Origin of the sequence: Bradyrhizobium sp. NP1, assembly GCF_030378205.1 — a bacterium.
In the GTDB taxonomy this organism is placed as follows: domain Bacteria; phylum Pseudomonadota; class Alphaproteobacteria; order Rhizobiales; family Xanthobacteraceae; genus Bradyrhizobium.
The window spans coordinates 4,968,627-4,989,405 of record NZ_CP127385.1 but is presented as its reverse complement, the minus strand read 5'-3'; the positions used below and the strand labels follow the sequence as shown (position 1 = coordinate 4,989,405).

The window sequence follows — 20,779 nt, the reverse complement described above, 5'->3', positions numbered from 1 at the left end:
TTTCCTGTTTTCTTTTCAGTCCCTATTGGACCCGCAACAGAAGCTTGCCTTGCGTCTTGCCCGCTTCGATATAGCGGTGGGCAGATGACGCATCCGCCAACGGGAAAATTCTATCGATCGAAAGCGTCAGCATTCCCTGTCTCACGAGCTTGAAGAGCTCTGCCGCGCGACCGCGTATCTCTTCGGCGCTTGACATGTAGTCGGCCAAATGGGGCCGCGTGAAGAATACCGAACCTGCTTCTGCGAGCGCGAGCGGCTCGATGGAGTCGACAACCCCCGAACTTGCGCCGAACAGCACGCAGAGGCCCCTGCGGTAAACGGAGCGAATACTATTGGCAATCGTATCTCTTCCGACCGAGTCATAGACCACACTGACGCCCGTGCCGGACGTCAATCGCATGACTTCTTCGCGAAAATCGCTGTCGCGATAGAGAATGCAGTAATCCGCGCCTCTAGCGCGGGCGATGTCTGCCTTCTCCGGGGTGCTAACCGTCGTAAGAACTGTGGCTCCGACGCTCTTCGCGAGCTGGATCAGCAACTGGCCGACGCCGCCTGCGCCCGCATGAATGAGACAGGTTTGGCCGCGCTGCAACGGGAACGCCGAACGAGACAGATAGTGAGCGGTGCATCCTTGCAGCATGATGGATGCGCCAATTTCAAAGGAAATATCGTCGGGTATCGGCACCAGCTTCCAGGCCGGCACTGCGATTCGTTCGGCATAGGAACCGCGTGAGAGACAGAATGCGACACGCTGTCCAATCTTCAGATCCGATATGCTCTCGTCCACCGATTCGATCGTCCCGGCGGCCTCCATGCCGATGACCATCGGTAGCGGCGTCTTGTAGGTATGTGACCGTGCGTAGGTACCGTTGCGCATATATACATCGATGAAATTAACCCCTGCGAAGGCTACCTTGACGACAGCTTCCCCAGCCATGGCTTTCGGAGAAGTGACGTCGCCTATTCTACAGACCTCGGGTCCGCCGAATTGGTTGATGCTGATTGCTTTCATGGTTACGCTTTCCTAAAGGAAGGACATCAGGCCCCGGATGACCACGAGGGCACCGGTGACTGCTACGCAGATCGTCGAAATGCTTCGGTATCGCTTTGCGTCGATGCGTTGGAACAGATGCGAACCGACCATTTGCCCCAAAAGAAGCCCAGGAACCGTCACCGCCGCTATGAGAATGCTCTCCTTGGTTACGATCCCGTGGATGGTGCCAAACACCAAACTCGCTGTTCCAAGAAGCAAGAAGACGAACGAGAGGGTCGCGCGACAACGTGCAGCGTTCCACGACGATGACAGGATAAGTAGAATCACCGGCGGTCCCGCCATGGCGACGGCGCCCTGCATCAAGCCGCTGAGTGCGCCCGCGCCCATCAGCTCATACGGCTTGGGATCGCGACCGATTTTCTTTCCGAAGGCCAGCGCGACCGTGGAGAAAATGACAGCGCCTCCGACAGCCAGCCGCATGACGTCGGCCGATAAGATGCCGAGGAGAAATACGCCTGGAATCAATGCGGGAAGCCCGCCAATCCAGGCGGTGGCCGCAGCGCGAAAATCCGTGTCTCTCCAATCCCGGAGGACGGTCGGCAGGCCTGACGGAATTTGAAGCAGCGTTGCGACCGGGACGGCAATGGCTGGTGGATAGACGAGCGCCAGAAGCGGCGTCGCAACAATCGCGAATCCGAAGCCCGTCAAGCCGCGAACAAATGATGCCATCGCAACCGCAAGGGCCGCTTCGGAAACGGCGAGCCAATTCATCTGGTGCCCCCGATGACTTGCATGACCGACCTAGGGTTTTCCTATCGCGACATATTTCTGGAACTCCGGCTGTGCCGAGAGCGTCGCGAGATAGCCCGTGATTCGATCGGCAAGCGAGGAGGTGCCGACTCCCAGTTCATGCATGGCCCAGTGCCTTGCGGACGTTGAGCGAATCCGCTCGCCCCAATAGCTCATCGGCTTTTTCCTCGTTCTCGAGGCTCGCTTGGCGCGAGCCATTTCGTCGACTGTAATCAAATGCGGACGAACCACGCGCCGTCCTCCTGACGTAGCTCAAAAATCCGGAGCGGGAGCTCAGCGATCCCAACTGGATCTCCGGTCTGGATGTCCCACTGCCAAAAATGAAGGGGGCACGTCAGAACCGTTCCGTCGATCGATCCTTCGGCCAGCGGCGTGTCCTGATGCGGGCAATCGGCGCAAACCGCATGGACGGTTCCCTCAGTCTTGATCAGCAGAACGATCTTTCCGCCGGGCAACGTCACTTCTCGCTTCTCACCGTCTTCAAGGTGATCCAGTCGTCCAAGCGGTTGCCAAATATCAGCCGAAACGGTCATAGCGAATCTCAGTCGGGCTTATCTTGCAGTCGGAAATCAGGGCGCGCATGGTGGCATTGACCATGAGCGGAGGACCGCCCACGAAGAACACGGGCGGATGCTTATCTCGCAGTTCCGGCATTTCGCCCTTCAGGAGGCATTCCCGCGCCACGTCGTGAACGAAGCCCTGTCTGAAATCGAGCAGGGGAGTCTTTGCAGCAAGACCTGGAGAGCATTGAGCATCGGAGAATACGATCGTGACGCGAAGCCGGGTGCCGGACCGTTCAACGATATCCGCGAGATCGTCGAGCAGATAACTTCCATCGGCGTCACGCAGTCCAAAGAAAAGGCGCGACGGATGCTCGCGAAAGTGGTCTCTCTCGAGCGAGTGCCGGATGATCGACATAATTCCGGCGATGCCTGATCCCCCTGCGACACCCACGAAAGGACGCCTTTCGTCACAGTCGAAGGTTGCCCGTCCAAGTGGACCGAAAACGTCAACCTCATCACCGGACGAGGCCTCGAAAAGCCTGGTCGTGAAGCCGCCGCCTGGACTGCGGCGGATGAGAAAACGCAGCCGAGTCTCTTCAGGCTCATGATGCGTCATCGAATAGGCTCGGGGTTCCCGAACCCCGAGGCCGGACAGAAGGACGAATTGGCCGGGTTTGTAGGCGACAGGCTCGCTCAGTTCGACCTCGAACAGCCCAACTTCCGGCGTCAGCATATGCGTCGAGACCAGACGACCGCGCTTTCTGCTGCAGGACGGTTGACATGGCGGGATGAATGCGGACGGCAAGGCCAATTCGAGCGGGCTGCGAGCGGCAGTCTGGCATAGCAGGACGTCACCAGGTCGCCTGCAGACCTTGGCGCCTGGAGCGGCGGGCCACAGGTGCAACGCATCGCCCGCAACGACCGACGCCTTGCAGTTGCCGCAGGTGCCGGTCGCGCATTCGTGCGGCAGGCCGATGCCCGCCATGAGACCGGCATGAAGAAGACGTTGGCCTTCTTCCACGACGAAGGTTGCGCGCCGACCGCCTCGATCCACCACCTCAATCGGAATCATGTCGTGATCACGACATCGCCACCCTCGACCTTGACGTCGTAGAAGCGAAGTTTCATCGGCATCTGCGTGGCGTCCTTCACCACCGGAAGTCCGTCAATCAGCGAGAACGAGAAGCCATGCCAGGGACAACGCAGGGTTTCTCCGAAATTGCAGAACGTCATCTCGTTCAGCCTATCGCTCGCGGTCGTTCCCGAGATGCAGCCATAGCTGAGGTCCGCTCCCTGATGCGGGCATCGCCCTCCGACAGCCCGGATTTCCCCCGAAGGCAACTTCGACAGAATGATCGGCGATCTCCCGATCCTGGCCGAGGTAATCTTGCCGACATCAAGCTCTTCGAGTTTGCAAACAACGTGTTTCGCCATGACTTATATTGCCGCCTCGCTGGCTCTCGTCTTGCAGTCGCTCAGTTCGTAGAATGCAGCAGCGTTGCGCCAGAGGATTTTTTCCCGCGTGGTTGACGGCAGCGATTTCGGTATGGCCGCATTGGGGTCGTCGAAGTCGAAATGCGGATAGTCGGTCGAAAAAACGAGAATGTCGTCCGTTCCCATAAGGTCGATCAGCTTCATCCACTCGTCGGTCGAGATGTCTTCGGTGGGCTGCGTCGATAGCCGCAGCCGTTCGCGGCAGTGCTGGCTCGGAAGCTTTTTGAGCCAAGGTACTTCGATGCGGCCCTGTCGATATTCGCGATCCATCCGCCACATCACGTGTGGCAGCCAGCTGAAGCCGCCTTCCAGAATCATGAAACGCAGATTCGGATAGGCATCAAAGACCCCGTTGCATACCAGGCTGATGATCTGCGGCATCAGCGAAATCGGAATCAGGCAGTGCCGCTCCATGTAGTGCAGGCCCATGCCATAAGGCCCCTGGGCAAAAGTGGTGTGGTGGAAGGCAACGTTCAGACGATTGCGTTCGGCCGCAGCAAAGATCGGCTTGAACATCGGATGACCGTAGGCAATGTCATCGACAACAGGCAGCATGACTTGCCGCATCTTCGGGTGCGCGGCCATTCGATCGATCTCACGCGCGGCCGCTTCCGGATCACGCGCGTTAATCTGAATGCTGCCGAGGAAACGGTCGTCCTTGGAGAGCCAGTGCTCTGCAACGTAGTCGTTGTAGGCGGCGGCGAGAGCTGTCGCGAATCCGTATTGGAGTTTCAAGCCGGTCGGATAGAAGTAACCTGTCAGCACCGCGTAGGTGAGATCGTATTCGTCGATCAGTTGCCCTCGCATAAGCGAATAGTCAGATACCGACGCTGAACCGTCGGCGCTGCGGACGTCCGCGCGATTGCCGAGGCCCGGTGACGTATAGGCAAATGGCTGACTGAATCCACGCCACGCACCAGTTGCAATCCAGCCCCTGTACGGTTCCTGCAAATAAGGAACCAGGTCTTTCAGGCTCGAAAAGCTTTCGTGAACGTCAGTGTCGATCAAGGGCATAATCGTGCCTTTCGATAGGATGCTTTAAAGGTCAGCTATTCGGCGAGGTCGAAACCGCGATATCCCGAACGCGGTGGTCCCTGGCTTCTGTTTTGCGGAACAGGAGAGGCCGAAGTTTGGGGAAGACCAGGGAAACGATGGCCAGCGACATCAGTGTCGCGCTGATCGGAGACTTGACGAATATCGTCCAGTCATCGTGAAAAGTGATCATGCTCCGTGTGAACGAATCCTCAGCGATCGGTCCCAGGATCGCGCCGAGAACCATGGGAGCGGTCGGCAGCTTCACCCGCTCCATCGTCCACGCAATCGATCCGAAGACGACGACTGTCCAGACGTCGGAAATGCTGTTCCGGTCTGCAAATGCACCGACGAGGGCGAACATGACGATGATCGAAACAAGAATGCCTTGAGGGATCGTCAGAACCCGGACGACCAGGCGGATCCAGAGAAAGCCCAGAAGACACATGCCGATCACCGACACGAACATCGACGAGAGGATCGTATAGACGGTCAGAGCCGATGCCGGGTCTTTAAGCATGAAGGGACCAGGCTGAACACCGTGGAGCAGGAAAGCTGCAAGGATGACGGCTGTTGCGCCGCTTCCCGGAAGTCCGAGCGTCAGCAATGGAACGATGTGGCCCGCAACGGAAGCCGTCGAAGCAATCTGCGGAGCGACGATCCCCTCAGGGATGCCGGTGCCGATTTCGCTGCCGCGGCGTCCGTACTGTTTCTCGACACCATAGGATACGAACGACGAGATTGTTGCGCCCGCGCCGGGAACAAGGCCCAGCAAGGTCCCGATCACGGAGCTGCGCGCAAACGTGGCGCGCAATGCCCACAGCTCGCTCCAGGTCGGGAAACTTGTTTTCGTGCTAACGGACGATGAACTGAGCTTGAGGTTTGGCCCTTGGCCGATTTTTGTGAGAATCTCGCCAAAGCCGAACATTCCGACGAGCACCATCACGAATGGCACGCCATTGATGAGGACGTTGGATCCGAAGGTGAAACGCTCGGCGCCGTACGTGCTATCTATGCCGATGGTCGAGACCAGCAGTCCAATGCAAAGGCTGATCAAGGCATTTGGAAGCGACTTGCCTGCGAGGGCAACGACCGTCGTCAGGCCAAAGAAGACAGCAGCAAAATACTCGGGCGCGCCGAAGCTCAATGCCAGGCTGCTAAGGGGGCCGGCCATGCTGACCATCACGGCCGACGAGAGGAGTCCTCCTGTAAGCGCGGCAACAAGCGCCCAGCCAAGTGCTTTGGCCGCTTCACCGCGTTGGGTCATTCCCCAGCCGTCCCAAAGGAGCGGCACGTCCATCGGCTCACCCGGTATGCGGTAGAGAATAGTGGTGAAGCAGCCGGCATACGTTCCCGCCATGTAAATAGCGGTGAGCAGAATGATTGAGGTCTCCAGATCCATCGAAAACGTGAAGGGCAGCGCAAGCACCACGCCCATGACCAGTCCGAGACCGGGCATGATCGAAACTGCCATGCCGATGAGCAGGCCGATGCAGAGGGCGATCAAATCCTGCCATTTGAAGACTTCGGCAAAGCCGGCAATTAGGAGATGAAGGTGTTCCATGTCGCTCTCCTCAGTGAACTCCGACGAGCCGCATGATGGCGAGCGAGATATTCTCGAAGGGGCCCTGACCGAGCGGCAGAGCCACAAAGATCAGCTTCATGAAGACGAACGTGAAGAAGACGGTCAGCGCGCAGGCGCATATCATAATCACAAGCGGTTTCCGGAATCCGCCGAGCCACATCAGGCAGGAGGAATAGAGCGCTGTCGAAAGCGCAAACCCGCAACGTTCCAGCGCCAACAGGTAAACGACGGTAACGATGATGGTGCCGAGCACCATGGGAATGTGGGTCTGCTTCGCATGAAGCAGATCTTCGTTGAGCTTGTCTTCCCCAGCCGCAATTTGGACCGGTGCCGAAGCGACGAGCCGGCGTACGATCTCGAAGGCGCTCACGAATGCGAGAATCGCCGTGATCATCTTTGGCCAGCGATCGGGTCCCATTTGGTCGGGAAGCGGCGTGTAGGCGATATTGCAAGCTGCGTAGAAGAGCCAGATTGCGATCCCGAGTACGACCAGATAGGGCAATACACCGCGATACTTGCTGCTAAGATCCATGACGTCGCTCCGGCGTGTCGTTACTTCGAATTGACGCCGGGGCTCGCCGCGGACGCGTTCAGCTTCGAGAGCCGGTCCGCTTCAGAGAGCCATTCCCTCATGAACTGCAAGCTATCTTCCGGGCCGAGATAGCTGTCGGCATTGGCATATTGCAGCTTGAGGTAGTTGGAGTAGTCCTTGGTCTTCGCGACTTCCGCGAAGGCATTCGCGAGCTTTTTGACGATCGCCGGGTCTGTGCCCGCGCGGACAATCACCACGCGAAATTGGGGAAGTGTCACGTCATAACCGAGCTTGCCCGAATACGGCACGTGCTCAAAGCCTTCGACCGGCTTTTTGCTGAAGAATAGAACCGGCTTGATCTGCTCGCCATCGATGAAACTTCGGATGTCGCCGGCCTGCTCGTAAAGAAGCTCACTTTGACCGCCGACGACCGAGGCGTATCTCATCCCGGGCTCGGCGAATGCGACTTCCTGGAATTTGAAACCTCGGGTTCGAAAGTAACTCGCGCTCAGATCGTCGGGGCTGCCGTAGCCCGTGACAGCCATCCGCAGTTCGTTGGTCGCCGCAGTTGTCTGGACTTCATCCCAATTTTGATACGGGCCCTTCGCGCTCGCGAAGAATCCCGATGGCTGCTGGATCAGGATTGCGATCGGCGTGATCTGATCGAGCTTGAACCGGGGATTGGCCGCGGCGAACAAGGCGAACGTATCGCCCGTCATGACTTCGATGCTGTAGCCGTCCGCTGGCGAGGTCACCAATTTGGTCAGGCCAGTCTGACCGGTCGCGCCCGGCATGTTGATCACAGGGACGGAGACCTTGAGCTCCGGTTCGATCAGCTTGCTGGCCATGCGGGCAACCTGATCAGCGCCGCCGCCCGGTCCCCACGGCACGATGAAGGTGATGGGTCGAGACGGGTAATTGTCGGCGCAGGACGGTGACGACGAAAAAATCGCGGCGGTCGCTAAACCGAGCGCACAGATCCAACCCTTCATTGACGTACCTTCCTGTTTTTATTTGGTTTTTGTCCAAGCCTTGATGCTTGGTTTGAATTTCGACGCAACCTTGACAGTAAAGATCACACGAGTCTACAAAAAAATGGTACGAAATATATAAGAAAATGGAACGATGGACGATGACATTGAGCCGACCGAATTCCAAGATCGCTCTCGCGGCCGCCAAATTGCGCCTTCCACTCACCGTCCCGTATCGGCTCGCATTCGGAGAGCAGACGCATTTCGACGTTCTGCTGGTGGCAGCACGCGGTGACGGCGGTTTTGGATGGGGGGAGGCTACGATCCTTCCGGGCTACACCGACGAAACGATGGATCAGAGCTGGTCGCTGGCGAAGGAGCTGACAGAGCGCTGCTTGACGACTGGCGAACTGACGACGGCATGCGACGCCTTGCTTCGTCAGGCCCCATTCACCGCGACAGCATTTCTCACCGCGCTCGATTGGTTGGATGGGCACCCGATCCTGAAGCGGACCGGCCGCTTCGATCTATTAGGAACCGTGAACGGCAAGGCAGATCACTGCGCCGAGCTCGAGCAGGAAATCCAGAACCTGCTCGACCGCGGCTATAAAACTCTCAAGGTCAAGATCGGCTGGGAGCCCGACGCGGACCTCAAGCAGGTCGATACAATTCGCCGGATTGTACGAGGTCGGGCAAAGCTTCGTATCGATGGCAACCAGGGTTACAGTTGCGATCAGGCGATTCATTTTCTGCGCCACCTCGATCCGGACGACATAGAGTTGGTGGAGCAGCCCTGCGCGGCGGACGACTGGGAATCGGCGAAGGCGCTTGTCAGCGTCAGCAAGGTGCCCTTGATGCTCGACGAATCCATCTATTCTCTCGACGAGATAGACCGGGCTGCCGATCTGAAATGCGCCGACTATATCAAGCTCAAGCTTATGAAGTTTGGCAGGCTGGATACCCTGGACAAAGGTCTCCGTCGAATTGCCGACCGTGGCATGAAGGCAGTACTCGGCAACGGCGTCGCCACAGACCTCGGATGCTGGATGGAGCTTTGTGTCGCAATTGGTATGGTTTCAACCGCAGGCGAAATGAATGGATTTTTGAAAACCCCGGTCCAGCTTCTCGTCCCCAGGCTGAAATGCGATGGGGCGTCTGTTATTCTCGACGAAACTGAACGCAAGATTGATTTGGCTGCTGTCGGATCCCACGCATTGGAGCGAGTAGGGGCGTGGAGCGAGTTGAATTGAGCACGTGGCGGCCTGCTGAATGATTTGGTGATCATGCTGACCAAGCCGGATGACGACCAGGACACCAAGATAACCGCCATTCAAAAGGCGGTCCGTCTTTTGCAGGCGATTGTTTCGGCGGACCAGCCGCCGGCGCTGGCCGACCTGTCCGAGCAGGTTGCCCTGCCCAAGCCGACCGTTCACCGGCTTCTGCTGCAGCTGGAGGAGGTCGGATTTGTCCAGCGCGATTTGAGCGGACGGGCTTATACCGTCGGCGCTACCTGGTTGCGCCTGTCGGTCGATGCATTGGCCGTGCGGGCAAGACAGCCGATCGTGCACGGAATCATGCAGAGACTCGTGGATACAGTGAGGGAATCCTGCAATCTCGCCGTCCTTCAAAACCAGGAAGTGCTCTATCTGGAGCGTGTCGAATGCGACTGGCCGTTACGCGTGCAGCTGCACGCCGGCTCTCGCGTTCCGATCCATGCCACGGCATCCGGCAAGCTCCTTATTGCGCAGATGTCCGAAAAGAACAGGAAGGCGCTTTTAAGGAGTGTGCGTCGGGAAAAATTCACCGACAATACGATCGTCGATCTTGATCAGATGGAGGAGGAGTGCCGCATCATTCGCGAGAATGACCTCTCGATCAACAAGGAGGAATATCATCGTGGATTGATTGGCGTTGCTGTTCCCGTACGTCGCGCGGATAACAGCGTCATCGCCACCCTTTCCATTCATGCACCGAGCTTCCGCATGTCCGTTGAGACAGCCTTGAGCTACGTGCCGCTCCTGAAAAAGTCTGCGGCGGAAATCGTGGCCGAACTCGGATTGTGATCTCGCCTCGAACCCATGACGCTGCTCGAAATATATTCCCTGTTCTTCTTGATTGGGTTCCCCGCTCCCGAAGATCGTTTCCCTGTTGTTCTAGTTCGCAACCAGTGTTGCGAGGAATTGCTCCAGCGAAGGCTGTGCAGTGGTCTGCATTTTGTGCAGATCTTCGGGCTTTAGGTTCGTATAGCACCGTAACATCCGCCAATCCTTGTGGCCCGTCACCATGGCAACCTGCTGTATCGAGAAACCCGCTTCAAAGAGGCGACTTGTGCCTTCATGGCGCAAATCGTGAAAACACAAATCGTCGAGATCAATAGCATTGCGCGATCGACGGAAAGCAGCTCCAACGGATTTCGAGTGGTAAGGGAACACGCGCCCGATGCCGCGCGTAACAATACGTTGCTCGAGAAGGATCTGCCATGCGTCGTAGCCCGTGGAATTGAGGAGGGGACTATCTGATGGTTTCCTTCTTTTCGTCGCGGGTCCTTGCGATCGCGGATAGTGACCGTTCGCTTCGACATATCGACATCAGACCATTCTATCCGGCAGATCTCAGCCTGGCGCATTGCGGTCGCTACTGCAAAGCGAATAATTCTTTCGAGCGGGATGAATTGTTGGGGATTAGTTTCTGCGTATTCGATTAACCGATTCAGTTCGTTCTGAGTGGGACGGCGATCGCGCTCGTTTGATTTACCCTTGTAGCAGGGACCGGCTCCACAGTGATGATCGATCAAGCTTCGCAAGGAGGAGGCACCGAATACTTTGATTACTCAAGAGGTGATGGAAACGCGACGATTCAGATAGCGGGAGGCTCCGGATCTTCGAGCGAGCTTGATTTCGGCTCCGGAGTTACCGACGATGATCTTTGGTTTATGAGATCAGGAAATGATCTACAGATAGACTTGGTGGGCACTAACAGCTCGGTCACCGTAAGTAGCTGGTTCAGCAATCCGAGCAGCCAACTGAACGAAATCACGGCCGGCGGCATGAAGTTAGATTCTCAGGTCGCTCAGCTTGTACAAGCGATGGCGACGTACAAGTCGAACAACCCTGGGTTCGATCCGGCTGCCGCGTCTCAGATGCCAAACGAGACGACGTTGCAAGGCGCAATTGCGTCGGCTTGGCATTCCTAATTGTGAAGGAGAGTGAGGAACTAGAATGAACGAAATGGCGTCAGACGACGTAAGCGATGCCAAGCACTGTTCATCGAGGAAGTTTTTCACACGCCTATGTTTATGACTTTGCAGGAATTGGAAACGACTTGGTGAAGATCTGTGCTGGTTGAGGATTTTAGCCTCGCCGACGTGCTGACCGGCGCTGCAACGAAAGCTGTTCCGAGTACGCCAGAAGCGTTTCGTCAGGCGAGCGCGCTGCATGATGCCGGTAGGTTCGACGAGGCCGAATCCGTATTGCGTACTGCGATTGCGCGCGATCCTACGAATCCCGAACTGCGTAATGCACGGGGCGTGATGTACGCCGCGATGAATCGGCAGTTCGATGCGGTGTGCTGCTATCGTGATGCAATTGCGTGTGACCCGACTTCTGCTGGCATTTGGACTAACCTAGGCAATAGCCTCACTCGTTTAAGGCACCTCAAGAGTGCTATCATGGCTCATCGGCGCGCCATCGCGCTCGCGAAGACGGATGATCCGCTGCTCTGGCATAATCTCGGTGCTTCGCTAGCGGAAGCTGGCCAGCATGGTGAGGCCATCGGAGCCTTCACTAGGGCAATCCAGCTTGATCCTGACCGATCGACGGCAAAGTGGGATCGCGGCTGCAGCTATCTCCATCTCGGCAATTACCGGCAGGCTTGGCCAGATTATGAGATGCGCCGTTTCACTGGACAACTGCCAGCAAAGAAGCTGCCGGGGAAGCCTTGGGCCGGCGAGCCCTATGCAGGAAAACGGCTCGTCCTGGTGGTCAAGCAGGGCTTCGGCGATGCTATTTGGGCGGCTCGCTATCTGCCCAAAGTCAAGGCGCTGGGCGGAGAGCTCGTGATGGAATGCCAAAGCGAACTCATTCCGCTAATCGAGGGCCTAGGAGCGGTGGATCGGCTGATCCCGCGCGATCATCCGCTCCCGGAGGCAGATTTTTATTGTTATCTTTGCAGTCTGCCGGGGCTGTTCACGCATGAATTCGCCTCGATACCTGCCACTCCCTATTTCCAGGCGCCTAGTGATCGGAGAGCGAAATTCGAAACAATCTTTCAGCCGACAGTTGGGAAGGTCAAGGTCGGAATCGTATGGTCAGGGAGCGTTACGTTCCAGCGTAACTCAGAGCGCGCTCAACCACTACGGCGTTTCCTACAGGCGTTCGCGCTACCAGGAATCCAGCTCTACAGTTTGCAGAAGGGGCCGCCCGAGCAAGAGCTTCGTGCCCTTCCGCACGGTGGCCCAATCATTGATCTCGCACCCCACATCGATGATTTCGCCGACACCGCTGCAGCCATCGCTGCGCTCGACCTGGTCATCATGACCGATAGTGCTGTGGCACATCTCGCCGGTGCAATGGGTAAACGAGTCTGGGTCCTACTCGGACACGTAGCCCACTGGCTGTGGTTGCTCGATCGCGTCGAAAGCCCTTGGTATCCATCGCTTCGCCTTTTCCGACCCCGAGCCGCAGGGGACTGGGACTACGTCTTCGACTCCGCTTCCGCCGAACTGATGACACTCGCAAAGCTTGCGTGAGCTCTCGTCTAAGGCATCTATCATATTATCGTTCTTCGGTCTTTTCGCCGATCCATTCGACAGCCTACGAGAGCAGCCCAGCTGTCGGCGGGGAATCTCACTGCCCGCTTTCTGCTGCTCAGGACAGAGTGTTGGGGGGCGTCTGTACGAACTGGGACCGAGCACGGAAGGACCGCGAGCGGCAATGGCGCGCTGCGCCGCGAGGACCACGCGATCCCATTTTCCCTGTTTCCCAACGGTCAACCGGATTGATTCGATGATAGTGATTTTGCATGTAGTGCGTGGTCCACCTCACTGGGTATGTTGAGATCAGATGTGGTTTGCCGTTCGGCTTGTGCGGAAGCGACAGATACGCAAAGCAGGAAAGGTCTAAAGCCGAGGATGTGACGTCTGTCGCCTCGGAGACAGCTGACTCCGTTTCGGCGCTCGAAAGAATATCGTTAATCGCTGGAATATCAGATGCATCAATAATGCGCATGGAGTTGAGCTGGAGCGCTCGTAGTGCGGTGGAATTCCACTATCTCCGCAGGCACCGTTCCGGTTGTCGGTCCCACCAATTTCCACGATGGTCCATGATAAGTGACAAAAGGATAGACTTCTATATCTTTACTTTACCCTCGAGTTTTCGTTTGGTAGATACCCCGAAGGGCGGCCGACGGGGGCGGCTAGGGCAATGGTTGACGAGGGAGAAACGCAACAATGGGAAAGCTCGTATGGAGCGCCTGCACCGCGCACACCGCTGCAATGCTCAGAGACCCTGAGGGTGAACAAGCGAAGCGCATTTTTGCAGGCTTCGATTACCTGAAGGCCACTCTTAAACAAGCGAAGCCGGATATTCTCGTGATCATCGGCACCGATCACATGATGACCTTCTCATATGAAGGCGTTCCAACGTTCGCGCTAGGGACCGGCGAGGCATTTCCGACGTGGGGTGAGGCAGGCTCGAGGAAAACAACCTATAAAGGGATCGGCGAATTCGGCGACCGCGTCGGAGAAGGAATGATAGAAGGCGGTTTCGACGTATGTCTCATGGCCGAAATGCGGATAGACCATGCTTTCGCGTGTCCGCTGAGCTTTCTTATGGATGACACGGAAATTCCAATTCTGCCGATCTACATTAACTGTACAGTCCCGCCCCTCCCGACACACGCGAGATGCCACTCGTTCGGCGTGCAGCTCGGTAAGGTCCTGCGGGATCAAGAAAGCGCGCAAAGAGTCGCCTTGGTTGGAACGGGTGGTCTGAGCCATTGGATAGGGCTGCCAAAGTCCGGATTGATCAATGAGGACTTCGATAGGTCATTCCTTGAGCTCTTCGAGGCTGGCAATCTCGAAGCCATTGCGAGCATGGAATCGGACCGTGTGATTTCCGACGCCGGCAACGGCGCAGCTGAGATTCGGAATTGGTTGGCCGCATCTGCGGCGGCCGGCAACCGTATGGCGAGACGAATTGCTTACGAGCCTGTGGCGGCCTGGAAGACGGGCATCGGGCTGGTGGAGTTGGGGCAATGAGTCGGCGTCGTGGGGTCGAAAAGTTTCTCTATCACTACGACAAGGACGCGGATCTCAGACAGAAGTTTGCCGCCGATCCGCGCGCTGTGCAGGTGGATTTCGGATTATCAGATGAAGAGCGCGACGCACTGGAGCGGCGCGATGTCGTTCAGCTTCACATGTGGGGTCTTCACGCCCTGCTGGTTCGCAATTTCGCGGGCTTCCTGAAGATTGATTACGTCTCCTTATTCAGGGAAGCCGGAATTGCCGATTAGCGTCGCCTGAATTCGCGGCTTCCAAGGTGGTCGCAGCTCCGGTCAACCGACCGCTGAATTATTCTTCGGCATTGCATCAATCTGCTCCCAAAATTGCGTCGAAACCGGCGTCAGTAATTCCCGTTCGACTTCGACCGGTGGAGCAGCATCCGCCGAGCGCGGAGTTGCGCTTTTCATCTGAAAGTGCATTTTGTTTCAGGGAATTTGCCCGAAATTGCTCAAGTAAAAGAATTGGTCGAAATGCCGAAGCGGAAGGCTGCGTCCGGACGGAACGAAAAAACTTTCGATTGGTCAACCACATTGCTGCGTACTCACGGGGGTTTGCCGCTCTACGCGCAGCTCCTAACTGTGTTTCGCCGGCGGATTGAGAATGGTGAGTGGGCAGTCGGGAAGCGCATTCCGACGTTGCGTCAGTTGGTCGACGAGTTGGACGTCGCCCGAGTTACGGTCCGCCATGCGATTGGCCTTCTGCAAGAGGAGGGGCTCATAGGCTCCTATCCAGGCAGCGGAACCTACGTCCTAAAGCGCCCGGACTCTCCGATTTGGTATCGGATACCGCTCACGTGGGAAAAGCTGGTCGGAACAACGCCTGACATTGAAATTGTCTCGCTGATCGATCGTCGCGCCGAACATCCCCCGTCGCCATTCCATGGGAAAGGCAAAGTTGCTCAAGATTACCACTTCATGCGTCGGCTACTGCTGAGACACCATATTCCCTACGGAATCGGCGCTACCTACGTCGAAGAAAACCTCTTTCAAAAAATTGGACGCGATGCGTTCAACTTGCCTGTTCCGCTCAGGTTGATCGACACTCATTTAAAGGGCGAGATAGGCGACACCGAACAAACGGTGCGCGCGGGAATCGCCGAGGCAGAAGTCGCATCTCTGCTCGGGCTGTCGTCCCATGCTCCAGTGATGATCGTCACGCGTTCGATTCTTTCGAAGTCTGGTGTCCTCCTCTACGAGTCGATGGGGACATTCCGCGGCGACTTTGTGGAAATCCACACCGAGTTCAATCCGGATGAGAAGTGTCCCACACCCACCAAGAATCGGCGGTCCGAAAAAAAGTGACCACTCCGCCAAAACGGTCCTATACATAGGACCGATTTTGCCATATAGGGATCGCGTGCGGCTCGGATAGGGCCGGATCACGCCGTGCTGGCGGGGGACAGGGAAACACCAGGGATGGATGTCGACGGTCACGTGACCGGCGCGCCGTTTGGTATTGCCCGATGTTGTTCGTCCGCAGGCTTGATCGAACGCAAGCGCGGAGACGAGTCGAGTGGCATATATCGGAACAGATATCGGAGGTACATTTACTGACCTCGTCCTGCTCTCAGACGATGGTCAGGCCGAAATCTTCAAAGCACTCACGACGCCCGACGATCGTACGCGCGGTGTGATCGATGCTCTTGAGCTGGCAGCCAAAGCCAAAGGGATTTCGTCTCAGGCATTGATCGAACAGCTGCGTTACTTCTCTCATGGCACCACGGCGGCCACCAACGCCTTCATCGAGCGCAAAGGCGCTCGAACTGGATTGCTGACGACGCGCGGCTTCGAGGACACATTGCGCATCCAGCGCGCGATGGCGGGGTGGATCGGGCTGCCTATCCACGAAATCTCTCATTTCTCCAAGCGACGCGTCCCGACCCAAATCGTTCCTCCGGAGCTGATCAGGGGTGTCATCGAGCGCGTCGACTACAAGGGGAAGGTTATCGTCCGCCTTGACGAGGAGGATGCCCGCGCCGCGATTCGCGCGCTCTTGAAAGAAGGAGTGGAGGCGATCGCGATCAGCCTACTCTGGTCGTTCCGCAATCCGGCTCACGAACAAAGGCTGATCGAGCTTATCAAGGAGGAAGCGCCTGGACTGTTTGTGACGGCGTCATCGCTACTCGTGCCAATCATCGGCGAGTACGAGAGAACGTCGACGACCGCGATCAACGCCTACCTGGGCCCCGTGATTCACAGATATGTAAACGGGCTCGAAAACGCTATCCGAGGCCTCGGTTTCGAAGGCCCAATCTCGATCATGGAATCTGGCGGCGGGGTTCTTCCAGCATCTGAAGCCGCATTCCAGGCTGCCAATTTGCTCACTTCTGGGCCGGCCGGTGGTGTCCTCGCCTCGCAAAAGCTCGGCGAGCTCCTCGGCTACCAAAATATTCTGACCGCAGACATGGGGGGCACGAGTTTCGACGTCGGCCTCATCGTAAACGGTCAGCCGCTCCTCGAAACCGTAAGAGAGGAGGGGCGCTTCCATGTCGCGTTGCCATCGATCAAGGTGACCGCAATCGGTGCGGGTGGTGGTTCGATCGCGCGCGTGCAGGACGGGCATCTGACGGTCGGACCGGAGAGCGCAGGATCGACGCCGGGGCCCGCTTGCTACGGCCGAGGAGGTAAAGAGCCTACTATTACCGACGCGGATGTGGTTCTCGGCATCATCGACCCAAAATACTTCCTCGGCGGTGCCATGGCACTGGATGTCGAGGCGGCGAAGAATGCAGTGAAAAAATACGTCGCCGAACCGCTAGGCGTCGATGTTGCCCAGGCGGCAGCCGGAATTCGAGAAGTAGCCAACAACCAGATGGCGGACCTTCTTCGCCGTGTGACGCTACGAGCGGGCTACGACCCGCGCGACTTCGTTCTGATGGCCTATGGTGGGGCGGGCGCAACGCATGCCCACCAGTATGCCGAGGTTGCAGGGATCAGTCGTGTGGTCGTGCCGGTGACTGGTCCGGCTCACTCGGCCTACGGTACCGTAACCGGTGACCGGCACAGGTCGTTCTCCCTTGCATTTGGTCAGCACGCTCCGGCGCGCTTCAAGAAGGCGTCTGAACATATCGACCTGAGCGCACTGAATTCAGGTTTGCAGTCTCTCGAAGATCGCGCTCGATTGGCTCTCGGCAGCAGTGCTCATATCCGTCGTTTTATCGGAATGAGGTTCCGGCAACAGGTCCACGAGATCGCCGTCGAGTTGGCAGCGGGCGCCGTAACTTTGGCGCAGATCGACAAGCTCGTCGATCAGTTCGAAGCCCAGTACGAAAAGATATACGGCGAAAATACCGCGCTGCGAATCTCCGGCGTTGAATTCAATGTTCTTCGTGTGGAGGCGACGTCGCCCGTAACGCGACCAGAGCCGCGCAAGATGGGCACCAAAGATCGTTCGAACCGACCGATCGATCGCCGCGAGGTCTTTTTCTACGGACACGGCTTCGTAACAACCGACATCTACCGAATCGAAGACGTGGGACCAGGCGTGAAGCTGCAAGGCCCATGCATCATCGAGCGGCCGGATACGACGATCGTGACTGGCCCCAACCAATCTGCCGAGATGGAAGCCTACGGCAACATCGTCATTCAGATCGCATGAAAGTGACCTCGAACATGAACGACGTGTACAAGTATGCCACGAAGGAAGTCGACCCGATCACCTTCGAGGTTATTCGCCATCGCCTGCTTTCGATCACGGACGAACAGGCGACGACCCTTGCCTCGGTCTCCGGCTCCATGTTGGTAAACGAGGCAACAGACTTCAACACCGGCCTCTACAGGGCCTTCGGCGAGGTGGTCACGATGGGAAAGACCGTGACCTTCCACGCTGCCTCGCTGTCACAGATGGTCAAACATGTCGTTCAGGACTGCTCGGAATCGCCGGGCATCAACGACGGAGACATGTTCATCGTGAACCATCCGCACAAGGGCGCGTTGCATTGCCCTGACGTCGGCATCGTCGCTCCAATCTTCGTTGACGGAAAGCGCATCGGCTGGACCGGAGCATGCGCGCATCAGCTTGACGTCGGCGGAATGGTCCCGGGTAGCTTTGCCTCGATGGCACGCGACATCCGCCAAGAGGGAATACTCATTCCTCCTGTGAAGATCGTCGACCGAGGCATCGTCCGGACAGACGTCCTCGAATTCATCACGGGCATGTCGCGGCTGCCAATTAACATCAATCTGGACCTCAAGGGTCTGATGGCCGCCAGTCGCGTCGGCATCAAGGGAATTCTCGACACCATCGCGAAATACGGCGCGGACATCGTGCTCACCGTCATGGATGGAATGATGGATTTGTCCGAAACGAAGATGAGAAGTCGGCTGAAGATGCTCCCCAACGGGGTGTTCCGAGCCCAGGCATTTCTCGACCACGACGGGTTCGACAACAAGATCTACAAGATTCACGTGACCCTCCGGAAGGAAGACGATCACATCGTGTTCGACTATTCCGAATCGGATGATCAGGCGCCCGGGTTCGTAAATGCGACGCGGACGGGGTTGCTCGCCGGCATCTACGCCGGTCTCCTTCCCATCATCGCGTACGACCTTCCATGGAACGAGGGAATCTTCAGACCTGTCGAAGTGATCGCGCGTGAGGGTTCGATCGTGTCCTGCAGGTTTCCGGCTCCCTGCAGCCAGGGACCGCTCGGCGCGATGTGGCTGGTGGAGGTCACGGCCACCGAAGCGATCTCGAAGATGATGGCGACGCATCCTGATTTTGTCGCTGAGGCACAGGCTGCGCCCGCGTCGGGACCCGACTTGTTCCATATCCATGGCAAGAACCAATACGGAGAGCCTGCCACCGCGCCTATCCTCGAGGTGATGCTTTCGGGAGGCGGAGCGTATTCCCATCGCGACGGGATCAATGTGTCGGGCCAACGCAACATCACGGCCGGAAAGGCGCCCAATGTCGAAGCGACCGAGCTGAAGCTGCCAGTGCTTTACCTGTACCGAAGGATCGTGGAGAACAGTTCTGGACCTGGCCGGCAGATCGGCGGGCAATCCGCCGGCGCAGCCCTCGTCTTGCACGACGTCGAAGAGGTTGAATCCCTTGTAGCTTGCCACGGGTACGAATCGCCTACGTCGCGCGGCCTCTTTGGTGGATTTCCGAGCGGATGCAACCATCGGCGTCTCGTCCGCAACAGCAACATCAGGGAGTTGATGCGACGCGGGGTCTTCCCCGATCGAATTGATGAGCTAAAGGGCGAGGAGACGTCCTTTACCGCGAAACCTCCCGAGTTCGAGATCAAACACAACGACGTCTATGAGTGCAATCCAACTGCGGGCGGTGGCTGGGGCGATCCGATCGATCGGTCGCCTGCCGATGTCGCAGCGGACGTCAGGAAGGGAGCTTTCTCTGCGGATGTCGCACGCACGATATTTGGCGTAGCTCTCAAAGATAGCGAGCCGGACACGGATGCGACGAAAGCGCTTCGCGCGGAAATTAGAGGCGCGCGGCTGAAGTGGCCCGTTGCTAAGATCGCGATGGACCTGCCTTCGAAGAAGGACGAAGGAAAGGTCGTCGCAATCGTCGGGGACGTTGCGAAGATCGTCCAATACGGCGGCAACAACTATTTCGCTTGTAATTGCGGGACGACCCTAGGCCCAGCCAGCGAGAACTGGAAAAAGTACGCGCGGCATGCGGCGGCGAAGCCGTCCGAACTTGGTCCGCGGGTCCGGATCCATTCGGACCTCGAGGTGGTCCAGCATGCGTGTCCTTCGTGTGCGCGACTTCTCGATGTCGAAGTGAAGCGGAAAAGCGAGGTTTCCTTGTTCGACATCGAGGTTGCGTCATGAGCCGGATAGTTGAAGGACGATGGATCGAGTTCACCCGCGGTGGTGATCGCATACGGGGCTACCTTGCTGAACCGGTTGGTGAAGACCGATTGGGTGCCATCGTGTGCGCTCCGGAAAATCTCGGCGTGACAGATCATCGGCAGGATGAAACCCGGCGCCTCGCGGCAGAGGGGTTCGTCGTCCTCTCCGTAGACTTATACAGTCGGATTGGCGGGCGCCCTCCGCAGGACTTTAAGACTGCCGAGGAGCGGAGAAGCAAGGCGTTCATTGCTGCGCGCGATGAGCAGGCCGTTCCCGACTGCCAGGCCGCGCTCGAATGGCTTCAAGCGTATCCGCGAGTCGATGCTGACAAGATCGGGGCGCTCGGATACTGCCTGGGTGGCGGCACGATACTCGCGTGGGCGGCCGCCACCAGCAACCTGGCGTGCGCCGTGGTACTCTATGCGCTGCCGATCATCCCGGCAGCCTACACGCCTGACGGTCGCGAACGGTCGCGATTGTCACTCGCACCGAAGATCGGCTGTCCAATGCAGCTCCACTTCGGTGACGCCGACGAAGCGATCCCCGCGGAGCAGACGCGCGCGCTCCGCTCGACCCTCGAAGCCGAAGCGCCAGGCCCCATCGAGTTCTTCATCTATGCCGGAGCTCGACACGCGTACATGGATAGTACGCTCGAACGCTACAACAAAGCCGCCGCAGAGCTGACGTTTTCGCGCTTCTGCCGGTTCTTCCATCTGCACCTGGGCTGACCGATGTTGCGTGTCTTGTCCCGCGCGGCTG

General features: G+C 57.7%; 22 protein-coding genes. 10 read left to right on the top strand and 12 right to left on the bottom strand.

Annotated features, from left to right (window positions below; all coding sequences use genetic code 11):
* Positions 1 to 22 precede the first annotated feature (22 nt).
* The 9 genes from QOU61_RS24175 to QOU61_RS24135 form a co-directional block, all read right to left on the bottom strand.
* Positions 23 to 1,012 (bottom strand): quinone oxidoreductase family protein, encoded by a 990-nt coding sequence (locus QOU61_RS24175; RefSeq protein WP_289653707.1) that lies wholly within the window; start codon positions 1,010 to 1,012, stop codon positions 23 to 25.
* Between the two features lie 12 nt (positions 1,013 to 1,024).
* The gene (locus tag QOU61_RS24170) at positions 1,025 to 1,765 is read right to left on the bottom strand and encodes a sulfite exporter TauE/SafE family protein (RefSeq protein ID WP_289653706.1); all 741 of its coding nucleotides are present in this window, start codon (positions 1,763 to 1,765) and stop codon (positions 1,025 to 1,027) included.
* A gap of 251 nt (positions 1,766 to 2,016) precedes the next feature.
* Entirely contained in the window at positions 2,017 to 2,337 is a 321-nt protein-coding gene (locus tag QOU61_RS24165) for a Rieske (2Fe-2S) protein (RefSeq protein ID WP_289653705.1), read from the bottom strand.
* Entirely contained in the window at positions 2,321 to 3,379 is a 1,059-nt protein-coding gene (locus QOU61_RS24160) for a 2Fe-2S iron-sulfur cluster-binding protein (protein ID WP_289653704.1), read from the bottom strand. Before QOU61_RS24160 ends, QOU61_RS24165 begins: the two co-directional genes overlap by 17 nt.
* Complete coding sequence (locus QOU61_RS24155; protein WP_289653703.1) at positions 3,376 to 3,741, bottom strand: Rieske (2Fe-2S) protein; 366 nt, start codon at positions 3,739 to 3,741, stop codon at positions 3,376 to 3,378. Before QOU61_RS24155 ends, QOU61_RS24160 begins: the two co-directional genes overlap by 4 nt.
* A gap of 3 nt (positions 3,742 to 3,744) precedes the next feature.
* Positions 3,745 to 4,815: an amidohydrolase family protein gene (locus QOU61_RS24150; RefSeq protein ID WP_289653702.1), complete on the bottom strand. Its 1,071-nt coding sequence runs from the start codon at positions 4,813 to 4,815 to the stop codon at positions 3,745 to 3,747.
* A 31-nt stretch (positions 4,816 to 4,846) separates the two neighbouring features.
* Positions 4,847 to 6,397 carry a tripartite tricarboxylate transporter permease gene (locus tag QOU61_RS24145; RefSeq protein WP_289653701.1) on the bottom strand — a complete coding sequence of 517 codons (1,551 nt, stop codon included), beginning with the start codon at positions 6,395 to 6,397 and terminating at the stop codon, positions 4,847 to 4,849.
* Positions 6,398 to 6,407: 10 nt separating this feature from the next.
* Positions 6,408 to 6,950, bottom strand: coding sequence for a tripartite tricarboxylate transporter TctB family protein (locus tag QOU61_RS24140; RefSeq protein WP_289653700.1), 543 nt, complete (start codon positions 6,948 to 6,950; stop codon positions 6,408 to 6,410).
* A 20-nt stretch (positions 6,951 to 6,970) separates the two neighbouring features.
* Positions 6,971 to 7,942: a Bug family tripartite tricarboxylate transporter substrate binding protein gene (locus tag QOU61_RS24135; protein ID WP_289653699.1), complete on the bottom strand. Its 972-nt coding sequence runs from the start codon at positions 7,940 to 7,942 to the stop codon at positions 6,971 to 6,973.
* 140 nt (positions 7,943 to 8,082) lie between these two features.
* Here QOU61_RS24135 and QOU61_RS24130 point away from each other — a divergent pair, with 140 nt between their 5' ends.
* Positions 8,083 to 9,171, top strand: coding sequence for a mandelate racemase/muconate lactonizing enzyme family protein (locus QOU61_RS24130; protein ID WP_289653698.1), 1,089 nt, complete (start codon positions 8,083 to 8,085; stop codon positions 9,169 to 9,171).
* A 33-nt stretch (positions 9,172 to 9,204) separates the two neighbouring features.
* Entirely contained in the window at positions 9,205 to 9,984 is a 780-nt protein-coding gene (locus QOU61_RS24125; protein WP_289653697.1) for an IclR family transcriptional regulator, read from the top strand.
* A 90-nt stretch (positions 9,985 to 10,074) separates the two neighbouring features.
* On the opposite strand, the gene QOU61_RS24120 is transcribed toward QOU61_RS24125, so the two are convergent.
* Together QOU61_RS24120 and QOU61_RS24115 are read right to left on the bottom strand one after the other, a co-directional pair.
* Complete coding sequence (locus QOU61_RS24120) at positions 10,075 to 10,296, bottom strand: tyrosine-type recombinase/integrase (RefSeq protein WP_289661721.1); 222 nt, start codon at positions 10,294 to 10,296, stop codon at positions 10,075 to 10,077.
* Entirely contained in the window at positions 10,200 to 10,715 is a 516-nt protein-coding gene (locus QOU61_RS24115) for a tyrosine-type recombinase/integrase (protein ID WP_289653696.1), read from the bottom strand. Before QOU61_RS24115 ends, QOU61_RS24120 begins: the two co-directional genes overlap by 97 nt.
* Between QOU61_RS24115 and QOU61_RS24110 the strand changes: the two genes are divergently transcribed.
* Together QOU61_RS24110 and QOU61_RS24105 are read left to right on the top strand one after the other, a co-directional pair.
* Positions 10,704 to 11,114, top strand: coding sequence for a hypothetical protein (locus QOU61_RS24110; RefSeq protein ID WP_289653695.1), 411 nt, complete (start codon positions 10,704 to 10,706; stop codon positions 11,112 to 11,114). The genes QOU61_RS24115 and QOU61_RS24110 overlap by 12 nt on opposite strands.
* Positions 11,115 to 11,255: 141 nt before the next feature.
* Positions 11,256 to 12,668, top strand: a complete 1,413-nt coding sequence (locus tag QOU61_RS24105; protein WP_289653694.1) for a tetratricopeptide repeat protein — start codon at positions 11,256 to 11,258, stop codon at positions 12,666 to 12,668.
* 118 nt (positions 12,669 to 12,786) lie between these two features.
* On the opposite strand, the gene QOU61_RS24100 is transcribed toward QOU61_RS24105, so the two are convergent.
* Positions 12,787 to 13,146, bottom strand: coding sequence for an autoinducer binding domain-containing protein (locus QOU61_RS24100; protein ID WP_289653693.1), 360 nt, complete (start codon positions 13,144 to 13,146; stop codon positions 12,787 to 12,789).
* Positions 13,147 to 13,367: 221 nt separating this feature from the next.
* On the opposite strand from QOU61_RS24100, the gene QOU61_RS24095 reads away from it, so the two are divergent.
* The 6 genes from QOU61_RS24095 (at position 13,368) to QOU61_RS24070 (ending at position 20,748) form a co-directional block, all read left to right on the top strand.
* On the top strand, positions 13,368 to 14,177 hold the full coding sequence (locus tag QOU61_RS24095) for a DODA-type extradiol aromatic ring-opening family dioxygenase (protein WP_289653692.1): 810 nt from the start codon (positions 13,368 to 13,370) through the stop codon (positions 14,175 to 14,177).
* Positions 14,174 to 14,431 carry a hypothetical protein gene (locus tag QOU61_RS24090; RefSeq protein WP_289653691.1) on the top strand — a complete coding sequence of 86 codons (258 nt, stop codon included), beginning with the start codon at positions 14,174 to 14,176 and terminating at the stop codon, positions 14,429 to 14,431. Before QOU61_RS24095 ends, QOU61_RS24090 begins: the two co-directional genes overlap by 4 nt.
* Positions 14,432 to 14,671: 240 nt before the next feature.
* On the top strand, positions 14,672 to 15,502 hold the full coding sequence (locus QOU61_RS24085; protein WP_289653690.1) for a GntR family transcriptional regulator: 831 nt from the start codon (positions 14,672 to 14,674) through the stop codon (positions 15,500 to 15,502).
* A 211-nt stretch (positions 15,503 to 15,713) separates the two neighbouring features.
* On the top strand, positions 15,714 to 17,798 hold the full coding sequence (locus QOU61_RS24080; protein WP_289653689.1) for a hydantoinase/oxoprolinase family protein: 2,085 nt from the start codon (positions 15,714 to 15,716) through the stop codon (positions 17,796 to 17,798).
* A gap of 14 nt (positions 17,799 to 17,812) precedes the next feature.
* Positions 17,813 to 19,999, top strand: a complete 2,187-nt coding sequence (locus QOU61_RS24075) for a hydantoinase B/oxoprolinase family protein (RefSeq protein WP_289653688.1) — start codon at positions 17,813 to 17,815, stop codon at positions 19,997 to 19,999.
* Complete coding sequence (locus QOU61_RS24070; RefSeq protein WP_289653687.1) at positions 19,996 to 20,748, top strand: dienelactone hydrolase family protein; 753 nt, start codon at positions 19,996 to 19,998, stop codon at positions 20,746 to 20,748. The genes QOU61_RS24075 and QOU61_RS24070 overlap by 4 nt, the downstream gene beginning before the upstream one ends.
* Positions 20,749 to 20,779: the final 31 nt, after the last annotated feature.